This window comes from Paraburkholderia sediminicola (genome assembly GCF_046030555.1).
GTDB classification, from domain to species: domain Bacteria; phylum Pseudomonadota; class Gammaproteobacteria; order Burkholderiales; family Burkholderiaceae; genus Paraburkholderia; species Paraburkholderia sediminicola_E.
Genome location: NZ_JAQQCH010000006.1, coordinates 253,907 through 272,633 on the forward strand (window position 1 = coordinate 253,907; position 18,727 = coordinate 272,633).

Here is an 18,727-nt window from a genome sequence, read left to right on the forward strand (position 1 = left end):
CCTCCTGTCGCAACGAGATGTCTGACGAACCTCGCCCAGCCTCGAATAGGCCCGCGCGCCGCCGTTCGCTATTTGACCACGGGTTGCATCTGGGCAATCGGTATCAGGAACTCTGAAAAACCGGTCAGGATAATTTGCACGCCGATGCACAGCAGCAGAAACGACGAGACGCGCATCGCAACCTTGGTGCCGTCCACGCCGAGATACTTGGCGAAAACCACGGCCCGGCTGTAGATCAGGTAGACGGTTGCAGCCACCAGGATCGAGATCACGACCGACGCGATGCTCGACAGCACAAAGGCCGAGAGCTTATGTGTGCGATTCGCGGTCAGCGCGATCGCGGTGGCGATCGAACCCGGCCCGGTAGTGAGGGGAATAGTGAGCGGGAAGAACGCCTTCGACATGGCGTTATCCGAATCCACGCGTTTGACGGCCGGCTGCTCGGCCGGTTGCGTGTCGGGCGCGTTGAGCATTTGCCAGCCGCCGACGGCAACCGCAAGCCCCCCGCCAATACGCAAGGCCTCCATGGAGATGCCGAAGAAATGAAGAATCGGGGTGCCGACAAAGAAGGCGACAAGCATCACGCACATGACGTTGAAGGCGATTTTCTTGGCGAGCGCGGTGCGGTCTTCCGTGGTGAGCGATGCTGTCCGGTCGAGAAAGACGAACGCCATGCCGATTGGGTTGATGATGCTGATCAGCCCGGTGAAGCCAAAGAGGATATCCGAGATCAGACTTTCGACCATATGCGATCCGTTTCGGGCAGCGGCTCGGCCGGGCGGGTTGTTCGACTGACTGCCCGCCGATGCGCCGCGCTGAGTTGAAGTGCTGGACGTCTTCGGCCTGTCCAGATTGATGCTCAAGTTGCGTGGGTCAGATGATATCGCGGCGCGGCACGCAAATTGGTAAAAAAGGGGGCGATGCAAGCCGCGCGCGGCGTTGCACTGCAGCAGAGCGGCCAAAAAAGATGTGCGCGCAACTTTCGGAAAGCCTACACTTTTTTGACTTACTTTACGTAGTCAAAGCATCAGGCATAAAGTCCTCAGCGAAGCTGCACTTTCAACGAGACGTACTTACCGGTTCGAGGAGTTGCTCCCCATGTTGCTTCGTGTACTTGCTGCGCTGCCGTTCGTCGGCATTCTGCTCGGCGTCCCGTTTGTGAATCGTGTCGAGCCGCTGGTGCTCGGCATGCCATTTGTGCTGGCCTGGATCGTCATGTGGGTGGTACTCAGTTCGATCATCATGGCGGTCATTTACCGTCTGGACCCGACCAACCGTCAGCTCGCCGCGGACGGCGAGGAGGCCCGATCATGAGCGCACTCGTCATCATTGCGGCGATTACGCTATTTGCGCTGTACCTGGGGGTGCGCGCGCGGCGCGGCCACGATATGAGTCTCGAACAGTGGACCGTGGGCGGTCGCAGTTTCGGCACCGCGTTCGTGTTCCTGCTCATGGCGGGCGAGATCTACACGACCTTCACCTTCCTCGGCGGCAGCGGCTTTGCTTATGGAAAGGGCGCGCCGGTCTACTACATTCTTGCCTACGGCACACTCGCTTACATCCTCTCGTACTGGATGCTGCCGCCCATCTGGCGCTATGCGAAAAATCACCGCCTCGTCTCGCAGCCACACTTCTTCGCGCGCAAGTACGACAGCCCGGCGCTCGGCACGCTCGTCGCGCTGGTCGGCGTCGCCGCGCTGATCCCCTATCTCGTGCTGCAACTCAAGGGGCTCGGCATCATCGTCGCAACGGCCTCGTATGGCGCGATTTCTTCGACGGCCGCCATCTGGATCGGCGCCGCGGTGGTGACGGCTTACGTGATCGTCTCGGGCGTGCGCGGTTCCGCGTGGAATTCGGTCGTGAAAGATATGCTGATTCTGGCGATCGTGCTGTTCCTCGGCATCTATTTGCCGCTGCACTACTACGGCGGCTTCGGCGCGATGTTCCATGCCATCGATGCCGCGCGCCCCGGGTTCCTGACCTTCCCGGCCAAGGGTTCGAGCGTGACCTGGTTCCAGTCGACCGTGCTCCTGACCGCACTGGGCTTCTTCATGTGGCCGCATACATTCGGTTCGATCTACACGGCGAAGGACGAGCGTATCTTCCGTCGCAATGCGATGGTGCTGCCGCTGTACCAGCTCATTCTGCTGTTCGTGTTCTTCGTGGGCTTTGCGGCGACGCTGAAGGTGCCCGGCCTGAAGGGTGGCGACATCGACCTGTCGCTGTTCCGCCTGTCGTTGCAGACTTTCGACCCGTGGTTCGTCGGCGTGATCGGCGGAGCGGGGATTCTGACGGCGCTGGTGCCGGGATCGATGATTCTGACGTCGGCGTCCACGCTGCTCGCCAACGACGTGTATCGCGGCATGGTGAACCGCAATGCGTCGGATGCGACGGTGACCAAGCTCGCGCGCTTCCTCGTGCCGGTGGTGGCGCTGGTAGCCGTAGGTTTTACGCTGCACGGCGGCGAGACCATCGTGGCGTTGCTGCTGATGGGCTACAGCTTCGTGACCCAGCTGTTTCCAGCGGTGATCTGCAGTTTGCTGCGGCGTAACCGGGCAACCAAGTACGGCGCATTTTGCGGGATTCTGGCGGGCGTCGCGGTGGTGGCCCTGACGACCACTCTGCATCTGAGTGTCGCGCAGTTGATGCCGTTTTTGCCTGACGCGCTGAAGGACGTCAATATCGGCTTCCTGGCGTTGGCCGTGAACATCATTGTTTTTGCCGCGGTGAGCGCTGCGACGCAACCGAGGTCGGTCGAGCCGACTCACGCGCCGGTGCATTGAGGCTATCGGATCGTTTTGCGGAACGCCGTGTGGGCGTGAAAAACGTCCGGTCCCGTTTGGGGGTGAAAGGCGCAACTCAACTGTTTGCGTCTTTCACCCTTAAGAAGCCGTCGGCGCTCCACGCGTCCGAGTTCACTCCGTGATGAACGAAGAACAAGCCGTCGGGATCGTATTTGCGCTTCACGGCCACAAGCGGGGCGTAGTTGCTTCCCCAGTTCGCCCGCTGCCAGTTGGCTTCGAAGAAATTGCTCTCGGATAAGTACGTCCCCGCGTCGGGGACGACGGTGCGTAACGTCTGCGCGGCCTGCGCGATTCGCGCTGCATAGCGCCGTCCCTTTGCTTCGTCCGGTTCGTGGCCTGACATGCCGGGAAAGGCCGGCGCGCCCTCGCCAGCAATGATCGCCAGTGCAAAAGCATTCAGGACCGCCGGGTTCATCGGCGTGTCTCTGGTCGCGCTCAATGCGTCAGCGGGGGCGCCCGCGAGTCCTTTGTTGAAGTGAAACGAAACCGTCCATTGGCGAGTGCTCTCGAATAATGCATCGATCAGACGCCCGTCGCCGCGCTGAAACCGGCCATCTGACATTCGCAGCATAGGGCCGTTGCCGAATGCTCGACCAGACACGAGTTTTCGTAGTGGTATGAGTCGCAGACGGTCTGTCCGCGGGACTTCAAGCAGGATTCTGTATAGCGGTTGAAAGGGTTGATCGCCTTGGGCGCCAGCCCTTTTTCCTGCTTTCACGCTATGCTCTGCGGCACGCACCTCACACGTCGAGCCGCCGATGCAGTCACCCGTTCTCCGAGTCGCTCGTCCAACCAACGATCTGCGCAAGCTCGCCGATTTCTATACCCAGGGACTAGGCTTCGAGGTTCTCGCCCGCTTCGAAAACCACGAGGGTTTCGACGGTATCGTGCTGGGGCGGCGCCAATGCCCCTGGCACATCGAGTTCACACACCAGCACGGCGTCGTGGTCGAGCGAGCGCCGACCACCGAGCATCTTCTCGTGCTCTATCTACCCGAACACCACGAATGGCTTGCTGCGGTCGAACGGATTCAGGCGCTTGGCGTCCTGCCGTGCGAATCGGAAAATCCGTACTGGGATCGGCTAGGGAAAACATTTGAGGACCCCGACGGTTATCGGATCGTTTTGCAAAATGCTGCGTGGGGATGAAAAGCATGTGGAGAGAATGAATGAGCTACCTTCTTTACTACTCGCCGGGCGCGGCAAGCATGGCAGTTCACTGGATGATGATAGAAATGGGCATTCCGTTCGACGCCCAGCTGATCGACATCGACGCCGGCAATCAGCGAGACCCTGAATATCTCCGGCTCAATCCATCAGGACGCGTTCCCACGCTAGTGGTCGACGGCACGCCGCGCCACGAGTCGGCCGCGTTGCTCATGCTGCTGGCCGAGCGGCATCCTGAAACCGTCCTGGCACCTGCGCCAGGCTCCGCCGATCGCGCGGCGTGGCTGGAGTTCATGGTCTATCTGGCCAACACGCTGCTGCCCGCCATGCGCGACTGGTTTTACGCGGATGTCGACGGCGATCCTGCCGGCGCCGAAGGCGTCCGGGCGCTCGCGCAGCGGCGCATCGAGGAAGCCTGTGATCGGCTCGACGCAGATCTCGCCGACGGACGTGACTATCTGTTCGGTGGCAAGCTCAGCACCGCCGATTTCCTCGCGGTCGTGGTGATGCGCTGGACACGCAATATGCCGCGCCCCGCACTCGGCTGGCCGAATCTCGCGCGCTATATCCGCGGGCTGCGCGCCCTGCCCTCGTTCATTGACTTGAATACGCGAGAAGGGCTCACCGAATGGCGCAACCAGGACGATTGACGCGCGCTTGACCCATTGGCGGCCGGGGCAGTGGCCGGCCGAGCCGACTGGTCGTGGTAACGGCCTTGAAACGGTCTTGAAACCGCTTAGAAGCCGCTAGCCAGTTAGTTCGCGCGCGTGCCGACGATCACAATACCGCGTGAAAGTCCGCTCACGTTATCGACCGCCAGGGCTCCTGCATACAGTTGGGTGACCGGCACCCACACCGCCGGATACTTGTAGCGCGCAACATCGAGCAGCAGTGCGCTATCGCTTGCGGCGTCGTATGCGGCAAGTGGCGACCAGTGGCCGCCGCCTGTTTCGCCTATCTCCACCCGCCTGAAGTTCAATAACGCAAAACGGTCGCTGTGGCCCGTTGTTTCGCGAATCAGATCACGAAACTGACCGAGCGTCAGATCGCCGGCGTGGAATTTCGTCACCTCGACGGGAAACGCGCTTAGGGCTGAGCTGAGCTGGTCGAGCGTCATGCCCTCCTTCGATACCCGCGCGGCGTTGGCAACCTGCGGATCGACGCTGCGGAAGAAATCCTGTTGCGAGAAGTATGGGAAATCCGGATACTGCGTCGACTCGGGGCGCTGGATGCCCAAAGCATTGAGCGCCATCACCGAGGTCGCGACTGAACAGTAGGCTTCGTTGCGCTGCGTTTCGAAGTACTCCGAGAGCGGCCAGTACGACTGGTTATGGGCGGTGCTCATCAACCGCTTCTGGCCGGCCGGTTGTGTCAACGCAATGAGGTTCGGAGGAACGGGCAGCGGCCCGTCGGCCGGGCGTGCCGCGCCCGACGCGGTGCCTTGTTGCAGCGAATCCTGATGCAAGCTTTGATCCGCGGCCTGATTTGCAACCGGTGGCAGCGGTGCGCAAGCCGTCAGTGCTGCCGTCAGCACAATAGCGATCCACTCAGGCCGGCTTATGCGCTCCATGCCACGCATCAACGAATATCTGGACATTAACCCTTCCGCTGGGGATAGATTCGGAACAACCTCGACCGTGCCGATGCATGGCATCCCACATCGGCAAGCTTCGATTTTTTAACACGAAATAAGTCGGCGCGTGAAAGTGCGATCAGACGTCAGGCGAATTGAACGGCTGTTCATTCGACCCGTTGCACGTCACCGTCGAAGTCAATCAACGGAACTGATGGCCTGAACATGGCAATTGAATCACCCTGCATCGACATCTGCGAAATCGACGGCAAAACGGGCTTCTGCATTGGATGTCTGCGAACCCGGGACGAGATTCGCGAATGGAAAAACATGACCGACCATCGCCGTCATCAGGTCATCAATGACGCCACGCGCCGCAAGGCGAAGGTGAAACCCGAGTCGCAAGAGACGCAAACCTCGTAAAGGCGCCAGTCAGCTCGCGCGGTCGGCGAACGCATAACTGTTCTTGCCGCTGCGCTTGACCTGATACATCGCTTCGTCGGCTGCGGCCACGAGGCGATCGTAGTCGCCGACAGGATCCGGAAAACTGGCGATGCCGATGCTGGCGCGAACCAGTCCAACCCCCATCTCCTTGTCCGTTTGAACCACGCAGGCAATGAGCCGCCGGGCGATTTCGCCAAGCTCTGCCTTCGTCGAGAATTCTCGAACGAGGACGGCGAATTCATCGCCGCCGATCCGGGCGACGACATCGACTTTGCGCACTGACTCGCGAAAGCGTTTCGAAACCGCGATCAGAAATTCATCCCCGACGCGGTGGCCGAGCGAGTCGTTGACCTGCTTGAATCCATCCAGATCGACATACAGCACGGCAAGTTTGCAAGAGGCCGCGGCAGCGGGCGATTTCGTCGCCGCCGCTTCGAGCGCGGCAAACAGCTTGCGCCGGTTCGGCAAGCCAGTCATCGCGTCATGCAGCGCCGCGTGCTCGAATTCGTGCGACAGGCCTGCCAGCTGACGATTCCGTTTGGCATACATTCCCAGCGCGGTGATCAGCATGCAGAACAGCAATGCCGCCGACGCGATGAGCGTGCGCGCAACGTAGGCAATCCGCACGCGTACGTCGGCACTGTCAAAGTCGCGCTGCGCTCGCCAATACGTCGATACGTCACTGAGCAGCGCATCCGCGTCGCGCAGATCGGCGTCGGGTGCAAGCGAAGAGGAAGGCAGATGCGGCGCCGCCGTCGGACTCGCGTTCACGAGCGCCGCAAGCGACGTAAGGCGCTGGGTGAGTTCAGTTCGCGCGTGCAGATACCCAGTCGCTCTAGTCACTGTGGCGTCGGGCAGTTGCTGCCAGATGCCGAGCACGCTCCGGGCGCTTTCCGCCCGTTCAACCGCTTCGAGAACCAATCCCGCATATTCCTGCTTCAATTGATCGGACAAAATCGTTCTGATCTGCAACACAAGATATAGAAGACCAATCAGCAGACAAACCAGCGAGGCAGCGGCGATCGCGGCCGGGCCCGGCCTGAAGCGGATCGCGAAGGCCCGCCCGCGAACGGCGCGCTGGATGCGAATCCGCTCAGGGATGGGAATAGGTGGCTTGCTGGCTTCCGGTGCCATGCTGGCGATAGCTGACGCGACGAAAGAACGAACTCATGCGGGCGAACAGACTGCCCTTGTGTCTGGAATTCGCGGTCGAAGAATATCTACGATCCTGCTGGGCGAGACGCGCGTCTTTGCCGGGGCGGCTGGACGCCAATTGCTGGGATGGGTGTGCAGCGCGCTGAGCGGCAGGGGCAGAAGGCGCGGTTGCGGCGGGGGCGGCGGCGATGCTGGTTTGGCTAGCCGCAGGTGTCGCACGTTGCGTAACCGGGCCGGACCACGAGGCCTGTTTACTTCCTTCTTCTCCGTCCGATGCTGCCGCTGTTGCCTGCGTTTGTGCGGTTGCCGGTGGATCTGACGTCGTCTGCGTTGCCGTTGTCACCGTCGCAGCGACAGGTGCTTGCATGCCGGAAGCTGTTCGTGCGGGCGCGGCCGTTGTGGTCGCCGATCGTGGCGCTGCCGCGAAAATTGCCGCCTTTGGCGGTGCCGTCGATTTCGCCGACGCCGGGCCAATAGCCGCAGACGCAGCGGTGCCGAGCGCCTGCCGCGCGCCGGCCATGGCGTCGGCATACGCTTGTTGATCGTGGTTGAACCAGACGCCATACGCTACCGTCCCCACTACGCCAAAAGCGAGCGCGCTTGCCGTAGCGACACATAGCACAAGACGTCCGAATCGCACGGGCGGTGCCGCGGCCGAAGGCTCAATGCCGGCGTCGAAGCCAGCCTCTGGATTCTCTACGGCGGATTTTGGCAAGTCGGTCTCGTTGAACATCGCAATACTCTCCGGAATCCTTACGTCTGACATTTCGGCAGACATTAATCGCACGATTCAGCGGCAGTCGATCTGGAGTTGTTGGAAGCATGTGTCCCGCTACGCCGGGTAGCGGCAATACGATGATGCTGCGCTTTAAACGCCAGCTTGGCGAGCCTGCTGTGCGTCGATAAAACAGGTAAAGCAGGTAAAAGATTCAACGCCGTGTACATCTACGGGTCGTGCAACGCGCGGGGGCCGGCCGCTCCTGCGTTTGGCTGGAGGGCGGCGATTCGACCATGCGCTGCGGCTCTCTACGATGCAATAAGCACGCCAATATGAAACGCCGATTTGTGGCTATCGCTTAAAACGCCATGCGTGCTCAGTAGGGGCGCATGGCGCCCCCTACTGAATCCGGAATCCGGCGCCTATTGCACGGTGATCGTTTCTTTCATATTTGGGTGGATGCCGCAAAACACCTTGTACACACCCGGTTTGTCGAACTTGAACTGATACGTGTCGTTCTGATCGAGCGCGGCGGAACGGAACATGCCCGCGTCGTTCACCACCGTATGCGGTTCACCGTCGAGATTTTTCCAGGTCACCGTAGAGCCGGCTTTGACGGTCAGCGCCATCGGCGAAAACATGAAGTTCTTGATGACCACGGCGTTGGGCGTCTCCGCCCGCGCAACGGAGAATCCGGCCGACGCCGCGATGAGCGCCGAACTCCCGAGCAGCACACAGAGTGTGCGGCGAATAATTTTAGTTTGCATAACTGATCTCCTGCTAGAGAAAAAATTCTGAAATCAAACGAGCGTCGTATCGGCAAGCGTCGCTTTGAGCGGATGATGTGCGATCTTGATGCTGGTTACGCCGAGCATCTTTGGGAGCTGGTCGCTCGCAACTGTCAATGGCCCAGGACCGGGGCCATTGCCGGCGGTCGGCTGCGGATAGGCTGTTGAACGCGCGGTATGGAAGGTGATATTGCCTTCGACCTTCGATACGATCTGATGAATATGGCCGTTCAGAACGGTTACCGAACCAAAGCGCTTCAGATAGCTCATGGCCTGACCGGCATCGCCCGTGCCCCACCCCCACGGCTCGTAGATCGTCCACATCGGCATGTGTGCAAAGACAACGATCGGCGTGCTGGACGAGCGGCCCTTCAGGTCGTTTTCCAGCCAGGCGAGTTGATCGTCGCCGAGTCCACCCAGGCCGTTAGGTTTGAAATGCATCACGTTGACGAGCGCGACGAAGTGCACGCCGTTGTGGTCGAAGCTGTAATAGCCTTTGTTGTCCGACGCCTTACCGAAGCGGCTGAAGTATTCGGTGCCGGGGCCGTCCGTTACGTCGTGCTCGCCCGGCACGGTGTGGAGTTCCGTGATATTCAGGCCCGACATCAACTGCGCCGCCAGATCGAACTCCGCCGGCTTGGAGAGATGCGTAATGTCGCCCGTGTGGATGGTCAGCGCAGGCTTGACCGGCATGGCGTTGACGTAGTCGATCGTCTGCTTGAGCGTGCCGGCGACGTCCGGGTTGGCTTCCTTATTGAAGCCGATATGTGAATCGCTGATCTGCAGGAAAAGCGGTATACCCATGGACGCCGAGGATGATTTCGCGTCGGCCGCGAGGGCCAGTTCCACCGGCGTGAGAATGCCGCCGGCAAGAACGAAGACCGTGCCGACTCCCCCGAAGGCGAGACATCTCAGCGCCCCGCGGCGTGACGGGCTAAATGCAGGGTTGAATGCAGAATCGGATGAATGGTGTGACGACATGTTGACCTCACGATAAGGATTCGCAGGCGAACCGCGGGATCATCCGGCGGGCCTCACGACTCGGTTCATCAGGAAGACTGCCGCACCACCGGTTTTATTCCAGGAACAGGAAATTAGCGCACGGGTTAACGAATCCGGCCGGGTGGACCCCTATGACTGACGCCAGCGTAAATGGGAATAACCGCGCCACGGCGGCGGTCTTGCAGATGAGAGAACCTGAAAGGAGTAACGAACATGGACATCATCGACATGGCCCGTGCCTCGGGCATGGCGGTCATCCTCGACGGCAGGATTGGCCTCGAGGAATACCAGAGCGTGTGCGGCTCGCTATCCGCCTTACAGCGATTTGCAGAAGCGGTGCAAGGTGCGGTACAACAGCGTGGATACCAGAAGCGCACCGCCACGCCCGCACGCAGAGCGTGAGAAGGCCGCGCCGGCCCGGCTGCGTGCTTGACGCGGCCCGCCTGCGGTCTTCCAGGCCGTGTCCCGCAGCATACGAATTGACGGGAGGGTAATGTGCGACCGGAATTGCAGCCCGTTCTGCGCCACCTGCAACTCGGATCGGGCGTGGTGCTGCTCATTTATCTATTTTTGCACCTCGTCAATCATGCGCTCGGCATCTGGTCGCTCGATCTTGCCGGACGCGGACTCACGCTCGCGCTATGGATCTGGCATAGCGTGCCCGGCACGATCCTGTTGTACGGTTCGGCCCTTCTGCATTTCGCGCTGGCTGTGCGCACGATTTACGGGCGTCGTCACTGGTCGCTCCCACCCGCCGAATGGATCCGGCTCTGGGCCGGACTCAGCCTGCCTCTGTTGCTGATCCGGCATGCGGTCGCGACGCGCCTCGCGGCGTCGCTGTATGGGTTCGAGCCGAACTACGAGCGGATCGTGATAGCGCTGATCGCGAGCGGCACGCAGGGTCTGCAGCTCGCACTGCTAGCGCCAGGCTGGATCCATGGCTGCCTCGGCGTGTGGTTTCGATTGCGTCACTATCCGGCGATGCAACGCGCGAGGCCCGCACTGCTTGCCCTGCTCATTGGTTTGCCCTTGCTTTCCGCTGTGGGTTTTCTAAGGATGAAGCAAGCTGTCGTAGCAATGCATGCGGTCCTCCCTGCGCCTGATTCGAAACTGCTGGCGCACCGGCTTACGCTCGATACGTGGCGCCACAGTCTCGTCACGCTTTACCTTGCCGTGCTCGTCAGCGCGCTTCTGGCGGGGCTGTTGCGAAATTGGCTGGAGCGACGACCGCGTTCGGCATGATCCAACAGCTGCGTCAATCTCATCGTTCCAGTTGAGACTTTGCTGAATGATCAGCGGTTGCGGCGCGGGCAGCCGATGCATGTAGCCGTGCCGTGGTCCGCATCGCGGAGGATGCGGACCACGGCCCTGCCCTTTACGACGGCTCGACGCCGTCTTATCCAGCTTACCGGGCTTACTGCGCCTGCTGCGCTTGTGGCTTCAGCTTGAACTTGCCTTGATACCGGATCGTCGGACGCAGCGACTGCGTCGTCGGCGCCGTCATCAACATCTGACGTGCAAGCGGCGCGGCAGTTGGGCTCAGCGAACCAATACTGGTTGCACGCGACGGATCCGCCAGACCGTTCTTCACCAGCAGCTTGGCCTCGAGTTGCAGACTGGTCAGCAAAACCGGATCCTTCAGCGCGTTACCCTGCGCCAGCAACTGACTCCACGCGTTGTTGCTGTAGTTCGTCACGTAGTAGTCGAGACCGCTCGGATCCGCGAGCACGGCGGAACAGCCATTCAGACGCACCTGCGTTTGCACGTCCTTCATCGCAATCGTCTTGCGCGATGTCAGGCCGTCGCCATAGGCGAGCGTCAACGGAATGGTCCATTGCGTGCCGGGATACTGGTTCTGGTTCGGGAAAGGCGACTGCTTCAGCGTGACCACGGTCTGATTGGTCGTCAGATCGCACTGGGTGTCGAGTGAGATCAAAGGTACGCCGGTTTGCCGCACGAAACTGTCGCCAATCGCGACCATCGGCTCGCCGCTCGCCTTGGCCAGTTCGTCCCACAAACGCTTCGGCGTGCCGTTGCCGAGCGAATAGTCGGCCAGGTACGACTGCAGCCCCTTGCGCAACACGTCCTCGCCGAGATAATTCTCCAGCATCTTCAGGACGTGGCCGCCTTTGTCGTATGTAAAGGCGCTCGCGCTCAGCACGAAGTCGTTCGACGCCCAGCCGTTGAAGTTCGGCTGCACCGGGAACGCAGTGGATTTCAGATCGGCGTTGATCACCGCGTACTTGTTCTTCACGTCGTCGACCCAGCTGAAGCGGTCCGGGAAGAAGCGCACCTTGGTCTTGTTTTCGAAGAACGTCGCGAACGATTCGTTCAACCACACGTCGTCCCACCAGTCGAGCGTAACCAGATCGCCGAACCATTGGTGCGCGGCTTCATGCGTCAGAACCGTCACGCCATAGTCGGACATGGTGGTGCCCGGCGCCGGCAGAATGTCGTCGGCGAATTCCAGAATCGCGCCCCAGTTTTCCATTCCGCCGAAGTTCAGGTCCTTTTGCTCCTTGAACGCGTCGTTCGCGGCGATCGTATCGAACTTGGTGAGCGGCAACGGAATACCGGTGTAGCGATAGTAGTAATCGAGCGCCTGCTTGGTCTGCTGCATGGCCGGTTTCGCCCAGTCACGCATGCCGGGTGGCGTGAAAATGCGCAGATGCAGACCTTTGCCGTCCGGCAGCGGGCTCGAGAAGTCGTCTTCGAGAATGTCGAACTGGCCGCCGCCGAAGAAGAGCAGATACGAAGGCATCGGCGGCGTCTTTTCGAACGACACCAGCTTGTAGCCGCTGTCCACGTTGACCGCGGGCTTCTCTGCCGCGTTCGACACGACGTTCCAATTCTGCGGGACTTCCGCGCTCACCTCATAGGTGGGCCGGAAAGCCGGTTCGTCCCAGCCGGGGAACCATTGCCGCGCGAGGTTCGATTCACCTTGCGTGAGAATCGCACCGCTCGTCGTGCCATCGGTCGACTTCAGGTCGACACGGAACACGCCCTCCGCCGCGGAGCAACCCGGATAGGGATCGTCGCCGCAACTGCCGCCGGTCTTGGCAACCGGATCGTCATAGGTCTTGAAGTTGATGATGCCGCTCCACTCCATGTGCAGCGAGTAGTTGCCGGCGGCGATCTGCCCGCTCACCGGCCGGAGCTGGTAGAAATCGCCGTCATCTTGCGGCGTGGCGATCAGCTGGATGTTGCCTGGCTGTAGCGTAATGGTGCCGTTCGTGAACTTGATGCGGTGTCCGGCAATCGTGATCGCATTGACAGCCTTCAGCACCTTGATCTGGACGTCCGCGCGACCGTCGAATGAAGAGAGTGCCGGATTCGGCCGGAACCACAGCTTGTAGTTGATCGGCGTGACCGTGTCGGGTAGTTCGACCGGCGGCACGCTCTTGTTGATCGATGTGTCCGCAACGATCGGCGCCGTGGGCGGCGCGAGCGCCACTTCGGAGGCCGCAGCGGGCGTCTGGGCTGACTTGCTCGAAAGTGATGCCGAGCCGTCTGAACCGCCGCAGCCAGCCAGAACCATTATTCCGGCTAACGCGAGGCACTGTATCTGCAATCGGAAATTTATACGCATTGTTAATCCTCGACTGACAAAATCGGCATAAAGAAAGTGCGTTGAGTGCTTAAGCTGTGTTTCTCTTCTTTTCAGCGAAAAAGGTCTCCCGCACTAGCGCCGGATTGCTAGCGAGAATATATGGACGTGTTACTGCCTCAGCACTTGTGGCTGATTTTATAATTACGCAACTTAATTATTACAATTCTTTCTAAACGGCGACGACGTGTGCCATCGCCTTACGTTTTCGCGCTATCGCCTGATTGATGGACAAAGCAGTGGCGTACCTGCGTCTCCATGCAGGTGGACGGGAATCAGATCAGTTTTTTGCGACAGTGCGTAGCCTAGATTGCCAAACGTTATCGTGTCAACTTCCTTTCACAATCTTTCTTTCGATAGCTGATGATGTATGCAGATCGAATGCATGAAGTAAACGACAGATCTCATACTCTAAAAGCGGAATGGCCGTGCATACCTACGAGAAATTTTATTTTATTGCAGTGCGGGGTGTGATACGGGGTGTGATACGGGGTGTGAAGATGGCCAACGCGCTTCTGAAATTAACTAGCCGGTGAGTTCGAAAAATAAATAAACATGCGATTGCTCGGCCATTCATCGCAATGACGCGCTACGAGCTGCTATCGAATTGAAATGACCACAAATCGGCATCGAGTTGAGCGGCGTATAGAACGACGACGCCCCAAAATGCTCGCCACACCCGATCTGGAACCGGCGCTGTGTTCGAGCCGCGCCTGCTGCGCTGGTAAGGCGTACAGTATGAATGGGAGGCCGACATGCCATCGACTCATTCCACACTATCCAATCTGCAGGCCGACGCGCCGCGCGCCCCGCTCACCGCGTTCGTGTTTTCCGCCGGCGGCAGTCTGGGCGCGATCGAAGTCGGCATGCTGCGGGAACTGGTCAATCGCGGCGAGCGTCCTGATTTCGTCGTCGGCGCATCCGCGGGGGCGATTAATGCCGCCTATTTCGCGGGAAATCCAACGCGTGACGGTGTGGCCCTGCTCGAGGCGTTGTGGTGCCGGGTACGCCGCCAGGACATCATGCCGTTCTCGATGTTCGGGTTGCTCGACATGGTGCTGGGGCGCCGTACGCATCTCGTCGAGGCGACGGCGCTGCGTCTTCTGCTCGAAAAGAATCTCTCATACACGCGCGTGGAGCAAGCAGTGTTGCCCTTGCACATTGTCGCTACCGATCTGCTTTTGGGTAACGAGGTCGTCATATCGTCCGGTCCGGTGGTAGACGCCGTGTTGGCTAGCGCGGCGATTCCCGGGGTGTTTCCGTCCGTACGAATCGACGGCAGGGATCTTGTCGATGGCGGCGTCGCCGATAACACGCCGATATCGGTGGCAGTGGCGCTTGGCGCGACCCGAATTATCGTTCTGCCCGCGGTTTTCGCCTGCCCGCTCGACGCACCGCCGACCAGTGCGATCGCTCAAGCCACGCACGCGCTCACGCTCGTCATTGCACGCCAGCTCGTTCGAGATCTGGAGTTCTACGCCACCCGAGTCGATCTCTTCGTGACGCCCCCGGTTTGTCCGCTCAACATTTCCCCTTACGACTACACGCAATGCGCTCGCCTGATCGCCCTTGCCGCCGAGACAACACGTGCCTGGCTCGATGACGGCGGTCTCGGACACGCTTTCATCGCTGGGGAATTGCGCGAGTATTCGCATACGGCACAATGAAGGCCGTCGCCCACTTTTTTTACGGATCCCTGTCAGAACTTCGGATCTGCGGCGACTAACAACAACGCTGACATTTTTAAACAGGAAATCAGGGTGGATGACGTCGATTTCGGGTGTACCTCATGCGGCAAATGCTGCCACGACTTGCGCCTGGCGCTGACGATTGCCGAGGCAATCGCGTGGCTGGAGCGCGGCGGGCAAATGGAACTCATCTGCGAGGCCATACCGTGGCCCGTCGAACCCGAGCCCGGCAATGCGCAAGCTGAATACAAACGGGCGCGCTCTTCACCGGCAATGAGCGGGAGCCTGCCGGTCCGCGTCTCGATCGTGCTTGCCGCGGCATTCGGCGGAGCATGTCCCAATCTGCACCCCGACATGCGCTGCGGCATCTATGAACAACGGCCGCTGGTGTGCCGGATCTATCCCGCCGAAATCAATCCGTTCGTCGAGTTAGTGCCTGAAAACAAGGGATGTCCTTCAGAAGCATGGCAGGGCGAACCGCTGCAAAGGCAGGGCATTCTTGTCGACGCGACGACCGTCGAACTGATCGGGCAGTCGCGTCGCGCGAACCAGCTCGAGGCGCCGCTGCGGATGCAGGTATGCCTCGAACTGGGATTGAACGATGCGGCGCTCGCGAACGAAGGCTTTGTCATGTATTCGCCGGATAGCGACGCGCTGCTGACTGCGCTGCGCCAGATTCACGCGTCCTCTAAATCGCAGGAAACCGCTCCGCAGTGGACATTCGTTTCGAATCGCGCCGCCACCGTTGAAACGCTTCTGTCGGTGGGCGCAACCGGCCATCTCGCTGAGAGCACCGCAACCGGCAATTCGCGCTATCACGGTTTTTTCCCGCCTTCATAGAGGTAAAACCGTCGGCGACCGCTCGGGCCGCGCAAGCGCCTAACTCTTCACACTACGCGCGGCGTAAGCAGACAGCGTGGCGAGACGTTCCACACTCAGCAACCGGGCGATGCGTTTCAGCGCGTGACGCACGCGGCCACGCAGATGCGCCACGCGCATACGGCGCCAGAAACGATCCGGCGCAAATTCGGCAAAACGCGCCTCCTTTTCGAACAACGCCTTGCCGCCAGGCAGATGAACGAACGAACAGCAGCGAAACCAGCGCATGTCCCGATAATTATTGCCGGGCCAATGACGGCCAACCGCCTGATAGGCGCCCACCTCGATCAGCCCCTGCCCTTCATCGACCAGTGCATTGAGCGCCGCGGAAATGAACGCTTCGTCGCCGTGATGCTTCACGCGTCCGCTTTCGCTGATATAGCGCGCGTAACTGGCACGTGCGCGCGGCACTAACCGGCGCAATGCAGCGGGCGTCGCCAGAAGAAACTCGCCGCCGTACCAGCGCGGATTTCTGAGCCGCTTGCCTGCCACGATTTCCAGATCCGCGACGACCTGCTCGCTGCCGTACGGCGGAAATACCTGGTCCGAAATATCGAACGCACCAATCCCGGCTTCAGCGCAGCGCTCGATCAGATTGCGCTCGAGCGGAAGCAACGCGACCATGTCGGCGTCGAGCAGCAGGAGCATCGTGTCGGCGGGCAGCGAATCGGCCACCTGGTCCATCAGATCCAGCTTGAAATGAGCGGCGTAGAACGGCGTGTTCTTCGGCAATTCGATCGTTGCATTCAATGTCACCAGCGTGGGCCGATGCGCCGTGGCCATACTGTCGAGCCGTTGCGCGACCAGTGCGGGCGCATTGGTCATGATGGTCAGCGCCGGCATGCCGACCTGCCGCAAGCTGTTGTTCAGGCAGACCGCCTGACTCACATAGGACAGCGGATCGCGATTCGTCGAGTTGGGACCCGGACGCGCATCGACATCCACATAAACCAGCGTGCAAGGAAAAAGATTCACGGTGCTCCTCACCAGGCGTGAGAGACGGTTCGCTTTTTCCAGCGCTGCCGTTATCGTTCGCGGATCGATCCACATGTCCTTTTGTGGGGCAAGCCAGAAGCCCGCGCAAGGTGCGCAGCCGTCGTGCCGCGGCTCGCGCCTTTATGGCGTCACGCTCGAGCCGGGTGAGCTGATCTGCGGCGATGGTGTCGAATAAACCGGGGCGCAGAGATCAGGTATGACCTATCGTTTCACGTCCTTGCATTGCCTTTCCGCCAAAAGTCAGCGAGACAGAACGCCGGGGCCGTCAATCCGCTTTCGGCCGGTCGAAAGTACGCGACATCAACGGTCTTTTTGACATTTGAGTGAACAAGTTACCTGACCGCCGCACACGATTTTCGCGTCAATTTTCGGCTGCGCTGTCTTCTCCGTATCGCATGCCGTGCGAGCTGAGCAAACGGTACAGCGTCGCGCGTGAAATGCTGAGCTCGCGCGCGGCGTCGCCGGGGCGCCCGCGATGCCGCAGCAGCGCGAGCTCGATGGCCTGCCGCTCCGCCGTTTCGCGTGCTTGCGCGAGCGTCACGGGCGTGATCGCGACGTAACCCGACAGTTCGAGATCGTCCGCGGTAATCGTGCGCCCCTCCGACATCACAATGGCGCGACGAACCCGGTTGATCAGTTCCCGCACGTTGCCGGGCCAGTCGTACTGATGCAGTGCCGCGATCGCGTCGGGAGAAAAACCGTACAGCCGGCGGCTCGCATCTTTCCTGTAGCGGTCCAGCGTGTACAGCGCGAGCAGTTCGATGTCCTTGCCGCGCGCGCGAAGTGGCGGCTCGTCGATTCGCAGTACGCACAAGCGGTGATACAGGTCCGCACGGAAGCGCCCGTCTTCAATGGCGGCCTCCATATCGACGTGAGTGGCTGAGATGATGCGCACGTCGACGTCGATCGAACCGTTGCCGCCCAGGCGGTCGATGGTATTTTCCTGCAGGAAACGCAACAGGCCCGACTGACTCTCGAACGGCAGATCGCCAATTTCATCGAGAAACACGGTACCGCCGTGAGCGGCTTCAACACGCCCTATTTTGCGTTGATTCGCGCCCGTGAACGCGCCGCGCTCATAGCCGAACAACTCCGACTGCAACAGATGCGGCGGAATCGCACCACAGTTGATGGCAACGAACGGCTGGTTACGACGCGGCGAGTGCGCGTGAATCGCCGCGGCGGTCAGCTCCTTGCCGGTACCGGATTCGCCGGAGACGAAGACGGGCGCGTCGTTTGCCGCGACTTTGCGGATCGAGCGGAATAACGCGAGCATGGCCTCGCACGTGCCGATCATCTCGCCTTCGGCCGTGGACGTATCGACGAATACGGGCTCGCCGAGCGAGATCATGCCGCAGGCATGGCCTACCGTATCGACAATCCTGGCGTTCGCGGCGGGCAGCGTCACGTAATCGAAGCAGTAATCGCGCACCAACCTGCGCACGACGGCGTCATCGAGCTCCGGCGCCGCGGTGATCGCGACCCATCCGATGTTCGGCATCGCAAGGCAGGTTTCCAGCGCGGCGATGTCGCGAGCATCGAACACGCTCGACAGATCGACCAGTCCGGCCGCGAGCGAGCCGTCACGTACGGCTTGCCGCACGTCACGAACCGACCCGATGACCTCAACCGTCCAGTCGCGCTCCTCGAAGCTCGCCAGTAGCGCTGGCGAAGGATCGCGCGTGAAGTAGATAACACGCCGCGTAATGGCCTTCATTTTGTGCATTGTTTTTTATTGTTCCGCAGAGCCTTCCCTGAGACGTATTGCACTCAGGGCCCTCGTTGCTGCGTTGTTTCTGTTGCCCCAAGCATGCGGATGTCTGTCCTCACGAATCAGACGCGTACGGGAAACTGCCATTCATCGTGCACCGAATGCCGGCGAGTCGACGGCGCTGTCAACGCAGGCT

General features: G+C 60.5%; 19 protein-coding genes. 10 read left to right on the forward strand and 9 right to left on the reverse strand.

Going from position 1 to position 18,727, the window contains the following annotated elements; translation table 11 throughout:
* Nucleotides 1-68: 68 nt before the first annotated feature.
* Entirely contained in the window at nt 69-746 is a 678-nt protein-coding gene (locus tag PQQ52_RS12020) for a MarC family protein (RefSeq protein WP_408211049.1), read from the reverse strand.
* 352 nt (nt 747-1,098) lie between these two features.
* On the opposite strand from PQQ52_RS12020, the gene PQQ52_RS12025 reads away from it, so the two are divergent.
* Nucleotides 1,099-1,314, forward strand: a complete 216-nt coding sequence (locus tag PQQ52_RS12025; RefSeq protein ID WP_408210875.1) for a DUF3311 domain-containing protein — start codon at nt 1,099-1,101, stop codon at nt 1,312-1,314.
* Complete coding sequence (locus tag PQQ52_RS12030; protein ID WP_408210877.1) at nt 1,311-2,783, forward strand: sodium:solute symporter family protein; 1,473 nt, start codon at nt 1,311-1,313, stop codon at nt 2,781-2,783. Before PQQ52_RS12025 ends, PQQ52_RS12030 begins: the two co-directional genes overlap by 4 nt.
* A 76-nt stretch (nt 2,784-2,859) precedes the next feature.
* Here the strand turns inward: PQQ52_RS12030 and PQQ52_RS12035 are convergent, their stop codons facing one another.
* Complete coding sequence (locus PQQ52_RS12035) at nt 2,860-3,522, reverse strand: BBE domain-containing protein (protein WP_408210880.1); 663 nt, start codon at nt 3,520-3,522, stop codon at nt 2,860-2,862.
* A gap of 40 nt (nt 3,523-3,562) precedes the next feature.
* Between PQQ52_RS12035 and PQQ52_RS12040 the strand changes: the two genes are divergently transcribed.
* Together PQQ52_RS12040 and PQQ52_RS12045 are read left to right on the forward strand one after the other, a co-directional pair.
* A complete protein-coding gene (locus tag PQQ52_RS12040; RefSeq protein ID WP_408210883.1) occupies nt 3,563-3,952 on the forward strand; it encodes a VOC family protein in 390 nt (129 codons plus the stop codon).
* A gap of 20 nt (nt 3,953-3,972) precedes the next feature.
* Nucleotides 3,973-4,620 (forward strand): glutathione S-transferase family protein, encoded by a 648-nt coding sequence (locus PQQ52_RS12045; protein ID WP_408210885.1) that lies wholly within the window; start codon nt 3,973-3,975, stop codon nt 4,618-4,620.
* 104 nt (nt 4,621-4,724) lie between these two features.
* On the opposite strand, the gene PQQ52_RS12050 is transcribed toward PQQ52_RS12045, so the two are convergent.
* Nucleotides 4,725-5,567 (reverse strand): phytochelatin synthase family protein, encoded by an 843-nt coding sequence (locus tag PQQ52_RS12050; protein WP_408210888.1) that lies wholly within the window; start codon nt 5,565-5,567, stop codon nt 4,725-4,727.
* A gap of 201 nt (nt 5,568-5,768) precedes the next feature.
* On the opposite strand from PQQ52_RS12050, the gene PQQ52_RS12055 reads away from it, so the two are divergent.
* Nucleotides 5,769-5,966, forward strand: a complete 198-nt coding sequence (locus PQQ52_RS12055; protein WP_408210890.1) for a DUF1289 domain-containing protein — start codon at nt 5,769-5,771, stop codon at nt 5,964-5,966.
* Between the two features lie 9 nt (nt 5,967-5,975).
* Here the strand turns inward: PQQ52_RS12055 and PQQ52_RS12060 are convergent, their stop codons facing one another.
* The 3 genes from PQQ52_RS12060 to PQQ52_RS12070 all read right to left on the reverse strand — a co-directional run bounded on the left by PQQ52_RS12060 (nt 5,976) and on the right by PQQ52_RS12070 (nt 9,629).
* Entirely contained in the window at nt 5,976-7,121 is a 1,146-nt protein-coding gene (locus PQQ52_RS12060; protein WP_408210892.1) for a diguanylate cyclase, read from the reverse strand.
* A 1,161-nt stretch (nt 7,122-8,282) separates the two neighbouring features.
* Complete coding sequence (locus PQQ52_RS12065) at nt 8,283-8,627, reverse strand: cupredoxin domain-containing protein (RefSeq protein WP_408210894.1); 345 nt, start codon at nt 8,625-8,627, stop codon at nt 8,283-8,285.
* A 33-nt stretch (nt 8,628-8,660) separates the two neighbouring features.
* Nucleotides 8,661-9,629, reverse strand: a complete 969-nt coding sequence (locus PQQ52_RS12070) for a metallophosphoesterase family protein (RefSeq protein WP_408210897.1) — start codon at nt 9,627-9,629, stop codon at nt 8,661-8,663.
* A 234-nt stretch (nt 9,630-9,863) separates the two neighbouring features.
* Here PQQ52_RS12070 and PQQ52_RS12075 point away from each other — a divergent pair, with 234 nt between their 5' ends.
* Together PQQ52_RS12075 and PQQ52_RS12080 are read left to right on the forward strand one after the other, a co-directional pair.
* Nucleotides 9,864-10,052 (forward strand): hypothetical protein, encoded by a 189-nt coding sequence (locus tag PQQ52_RS12075; protein WP_408210900.1) that lies wholly within the window; start codon nt 9,864-9,866, stop codon nt 10,050-10,052.
* Between the two features lie 105 nt (nt 10,053-10,157).
* Nucleotides 10,158-10,892: a hypothetical protein gene (locus PQQ52_RS12080; protein WP_408211052.1), complete on the forward strand. Its 735-nt coding sequence runs from the start codon at nt 10,158-10,160 to the stop codon at nt 10,890-10,892.
* Nucleotides 10,893-11,064: 172 nt separating this feature from the next.
* Here PQQ52_RS12080 and PQQ52_RS12085 read toward each other — a convergent pair whose 3' ends face one another.
* Complete coding sequence (locus PQQ52_RS12085; protein ID WP_408210903.1) at nt 11,065-13,239, reverse strand: M1 family metallopeptidase; 2,175 nt, start codon at nt 13,237-13,239, stop codon at nt 11,065-11,067.
* A 773-nt stretch (nt 13,240-14,012) separates the two neighbouring features.
* On the opposite strand from PQQ52_RS12085, the gene PQQ52_RS12090 reads away from it, so the two are divergent.
* Both PQQ52_RS12090 and PQQ52_RS12095 read left to right on the forward strand, forming a co-directional pair.
* Complete coding sequence (locus tag PQQ52_RS12090) at nt 14,013-14,924, forward strand: patatin-like phospholipase family protein (RefSeq protein ID WP_408210905.1); 912 nt, start codon at nt 14,013-14,015, stop codon at nt 14,922-14,924.
* 93 nt (nt 14,925-15,017) lie between these two features.
* Complete coding sequence (locus PQQ52_RS12095) at nt 15,018-15,785, forward strand: YkgJ family cysteine cluster protein (RefSeq protein WP_408210907.1); 768 nt, start codon at nt 15,018-15,020, stop codon at nt 15,783-15,785.
* A 39-nt stretch (nt 15,786-15,824) separates the two neighbouring features.
* On the opposite strand, the gene PQQ52_RS12100 is transcribed toward PQQ52_RS12095, so the two are convergent.
* Nucleotides 15,825-16,799 carry a hypothetical protein gene (locus PQQ52_RS12100; RefSeq protein ID WP_408210910.1) on the reverse strand — a complete coding sequence of 325 codons (975 nt, stop codon included), beginning with the start codon at nt 16,797-16,799 and terminating at the stop codon, nt 15,825-15,827.
* A gap of 73 nt (nt 16,800-16,872) precedes the next feature.
* On the opposite strand from PQQ52_RS12100, the gene PQQ52_RS12105 reads away from it, so the two are divergent.
* Nucleotides 16,873-16,995 (forward strand): hypothetical protein, encoded by a 123-nt coding sequence (locus PQQ52_RS12105; protein WP_408210913.1) that lies wholly within the window; start codon nt 16,873-16,875, stop codon nt 16,993-16,995.
* Nucleotides 16,996-17,181: 186 nt separating this feature from the next.
* Here PQQ52_RS12105 and PQQ52_RS12110 read toward each other — a convergent pair whose 3' ends face one another.
* Nucleotides 17,182-18,537: a sigma-54 dependent transcriptional regulator gene (locus PQQ52_RS12110; RefSeq protein WP_408211054.1), complete on the reverse strand. Its 1,356-nt coding sequence runs from the start codon at nt 18,535-18,537 to the stop codon at nt 17,182-17,184.
* Between the last annotated feature and the right edge of the window lie 190 nt (nt 18,538-18,727).

Excerpts from the sequence above, each read along its gene's own strand:
- PQQ52_RS12020 (WP_408211049.1), bottom strand. The coding sequence starts at position 746 with ATGGTCGAAAGTCTGATCTCGGATATCCTCTTTGGCTTCACCGGGCTG.
- PQQ52_RS12025 (WP_408210875.1), top strand. The coding sequence starts at position 1,099 with ATGTTGCTTCGTGTACTTGCTGCGCTGCCGTTCGTCGGCATTCTGCTC.
- PQQ52_RS12030 (WP_408210877.1), top strand. The coding sequence starts at position 1,311 with ATGAGCGCACTCGTCATCATTGCGGCGATTACGCTATTTGCGCTGTAC.
- PQQ52_RS12040 (WP_408210883.1), top strand. The coding sequence starts at position 3,563 with ATGCAGTCACCCGTTCTCCGAGTCGCTCGTCCAACCAACGATCTGCGC.
- PQQ52_RS12045 (WP_408210885.1), top strand. The coding sequence starts at position 3,973 with ATGAGCTACCTTCTTTACTACTCGCCGGGCGCGGCAAGCATGGCAGTT.
- PQQ52_RS12050 (WP_408210888.1), bottom strand. The coding sequence starts at position 5,567 with ATGTCCAGATATTCGTTGATGCGTGGCATGGAGCGCATAAGCCGGCCT.
- PQQ52_RS12055 (WP_408210890.1), top strand. The coding sequence starts at position 5,769 with ATGGCAATTGAATCACCCTGCATCGACATCTGCGAAATCGACGGCAAA.
- PQQ52_RS12060 (WP_408210892.1), bottom strand. The coding sequence starts at position 7,121 with ATGGCACCGGAAGCCAGCAAGCCACCTATTCCCATCCCTGAGCGGATT.
- PQQ52_RS12065 (WP_408210894.1), bottom strand. The coding sequence starts at position 8,627 with ATGCAAACTAAAATTATTCGCCGCACACTCTGTGTGCTGCTCGGGAGT.
- PQQ52_RS12070 (WP_408210897.1), bottom strand. The coding sequence starts at position 9,629 with ATGTCGTCACACCATTCATCCGATTCTGCATTCAACCCTGCATTTAGC.
- PQQ52_RS12075 (WP_408210900.1), top strand. The coding sequence starts at position 9,864 with ATGGACATCATCGACATGGCCCGTGCCTCGGGCATGGCGGTCATCCTC.
- PQQ52_RS12085 (WP_408210903.1), bottom strand. The coding sequence starts at position 13,239 with ATGCGTATAAATTTCCGATTGCAGATACAGTGCCTCGCGTTAGCCGGA.
- PQQ52_RS12090 (WP_408210905.1), top strand. The coding sequence starts at position 14,013 with ATGCCATCGACTCATTCCACACTATCCAATCTGCAGGCCGACGCGCCG.
- PQQ52_RS12105 (WP_408210913.1), top strand. The coding sequence starts at position 16,873 with ATGTCCTTTTGTGGGGCAAGCCAGAAGCCCGCGCAAGGTGCGCAGCCG.
- PQQ52_RS12110 (WP_408211054.1), bottom strand. The coding sequence starts at position 18,537 with ATGAAGGCCATTACGCGGCGTGTTATCTACTTCACGCGCGATCCTTCG.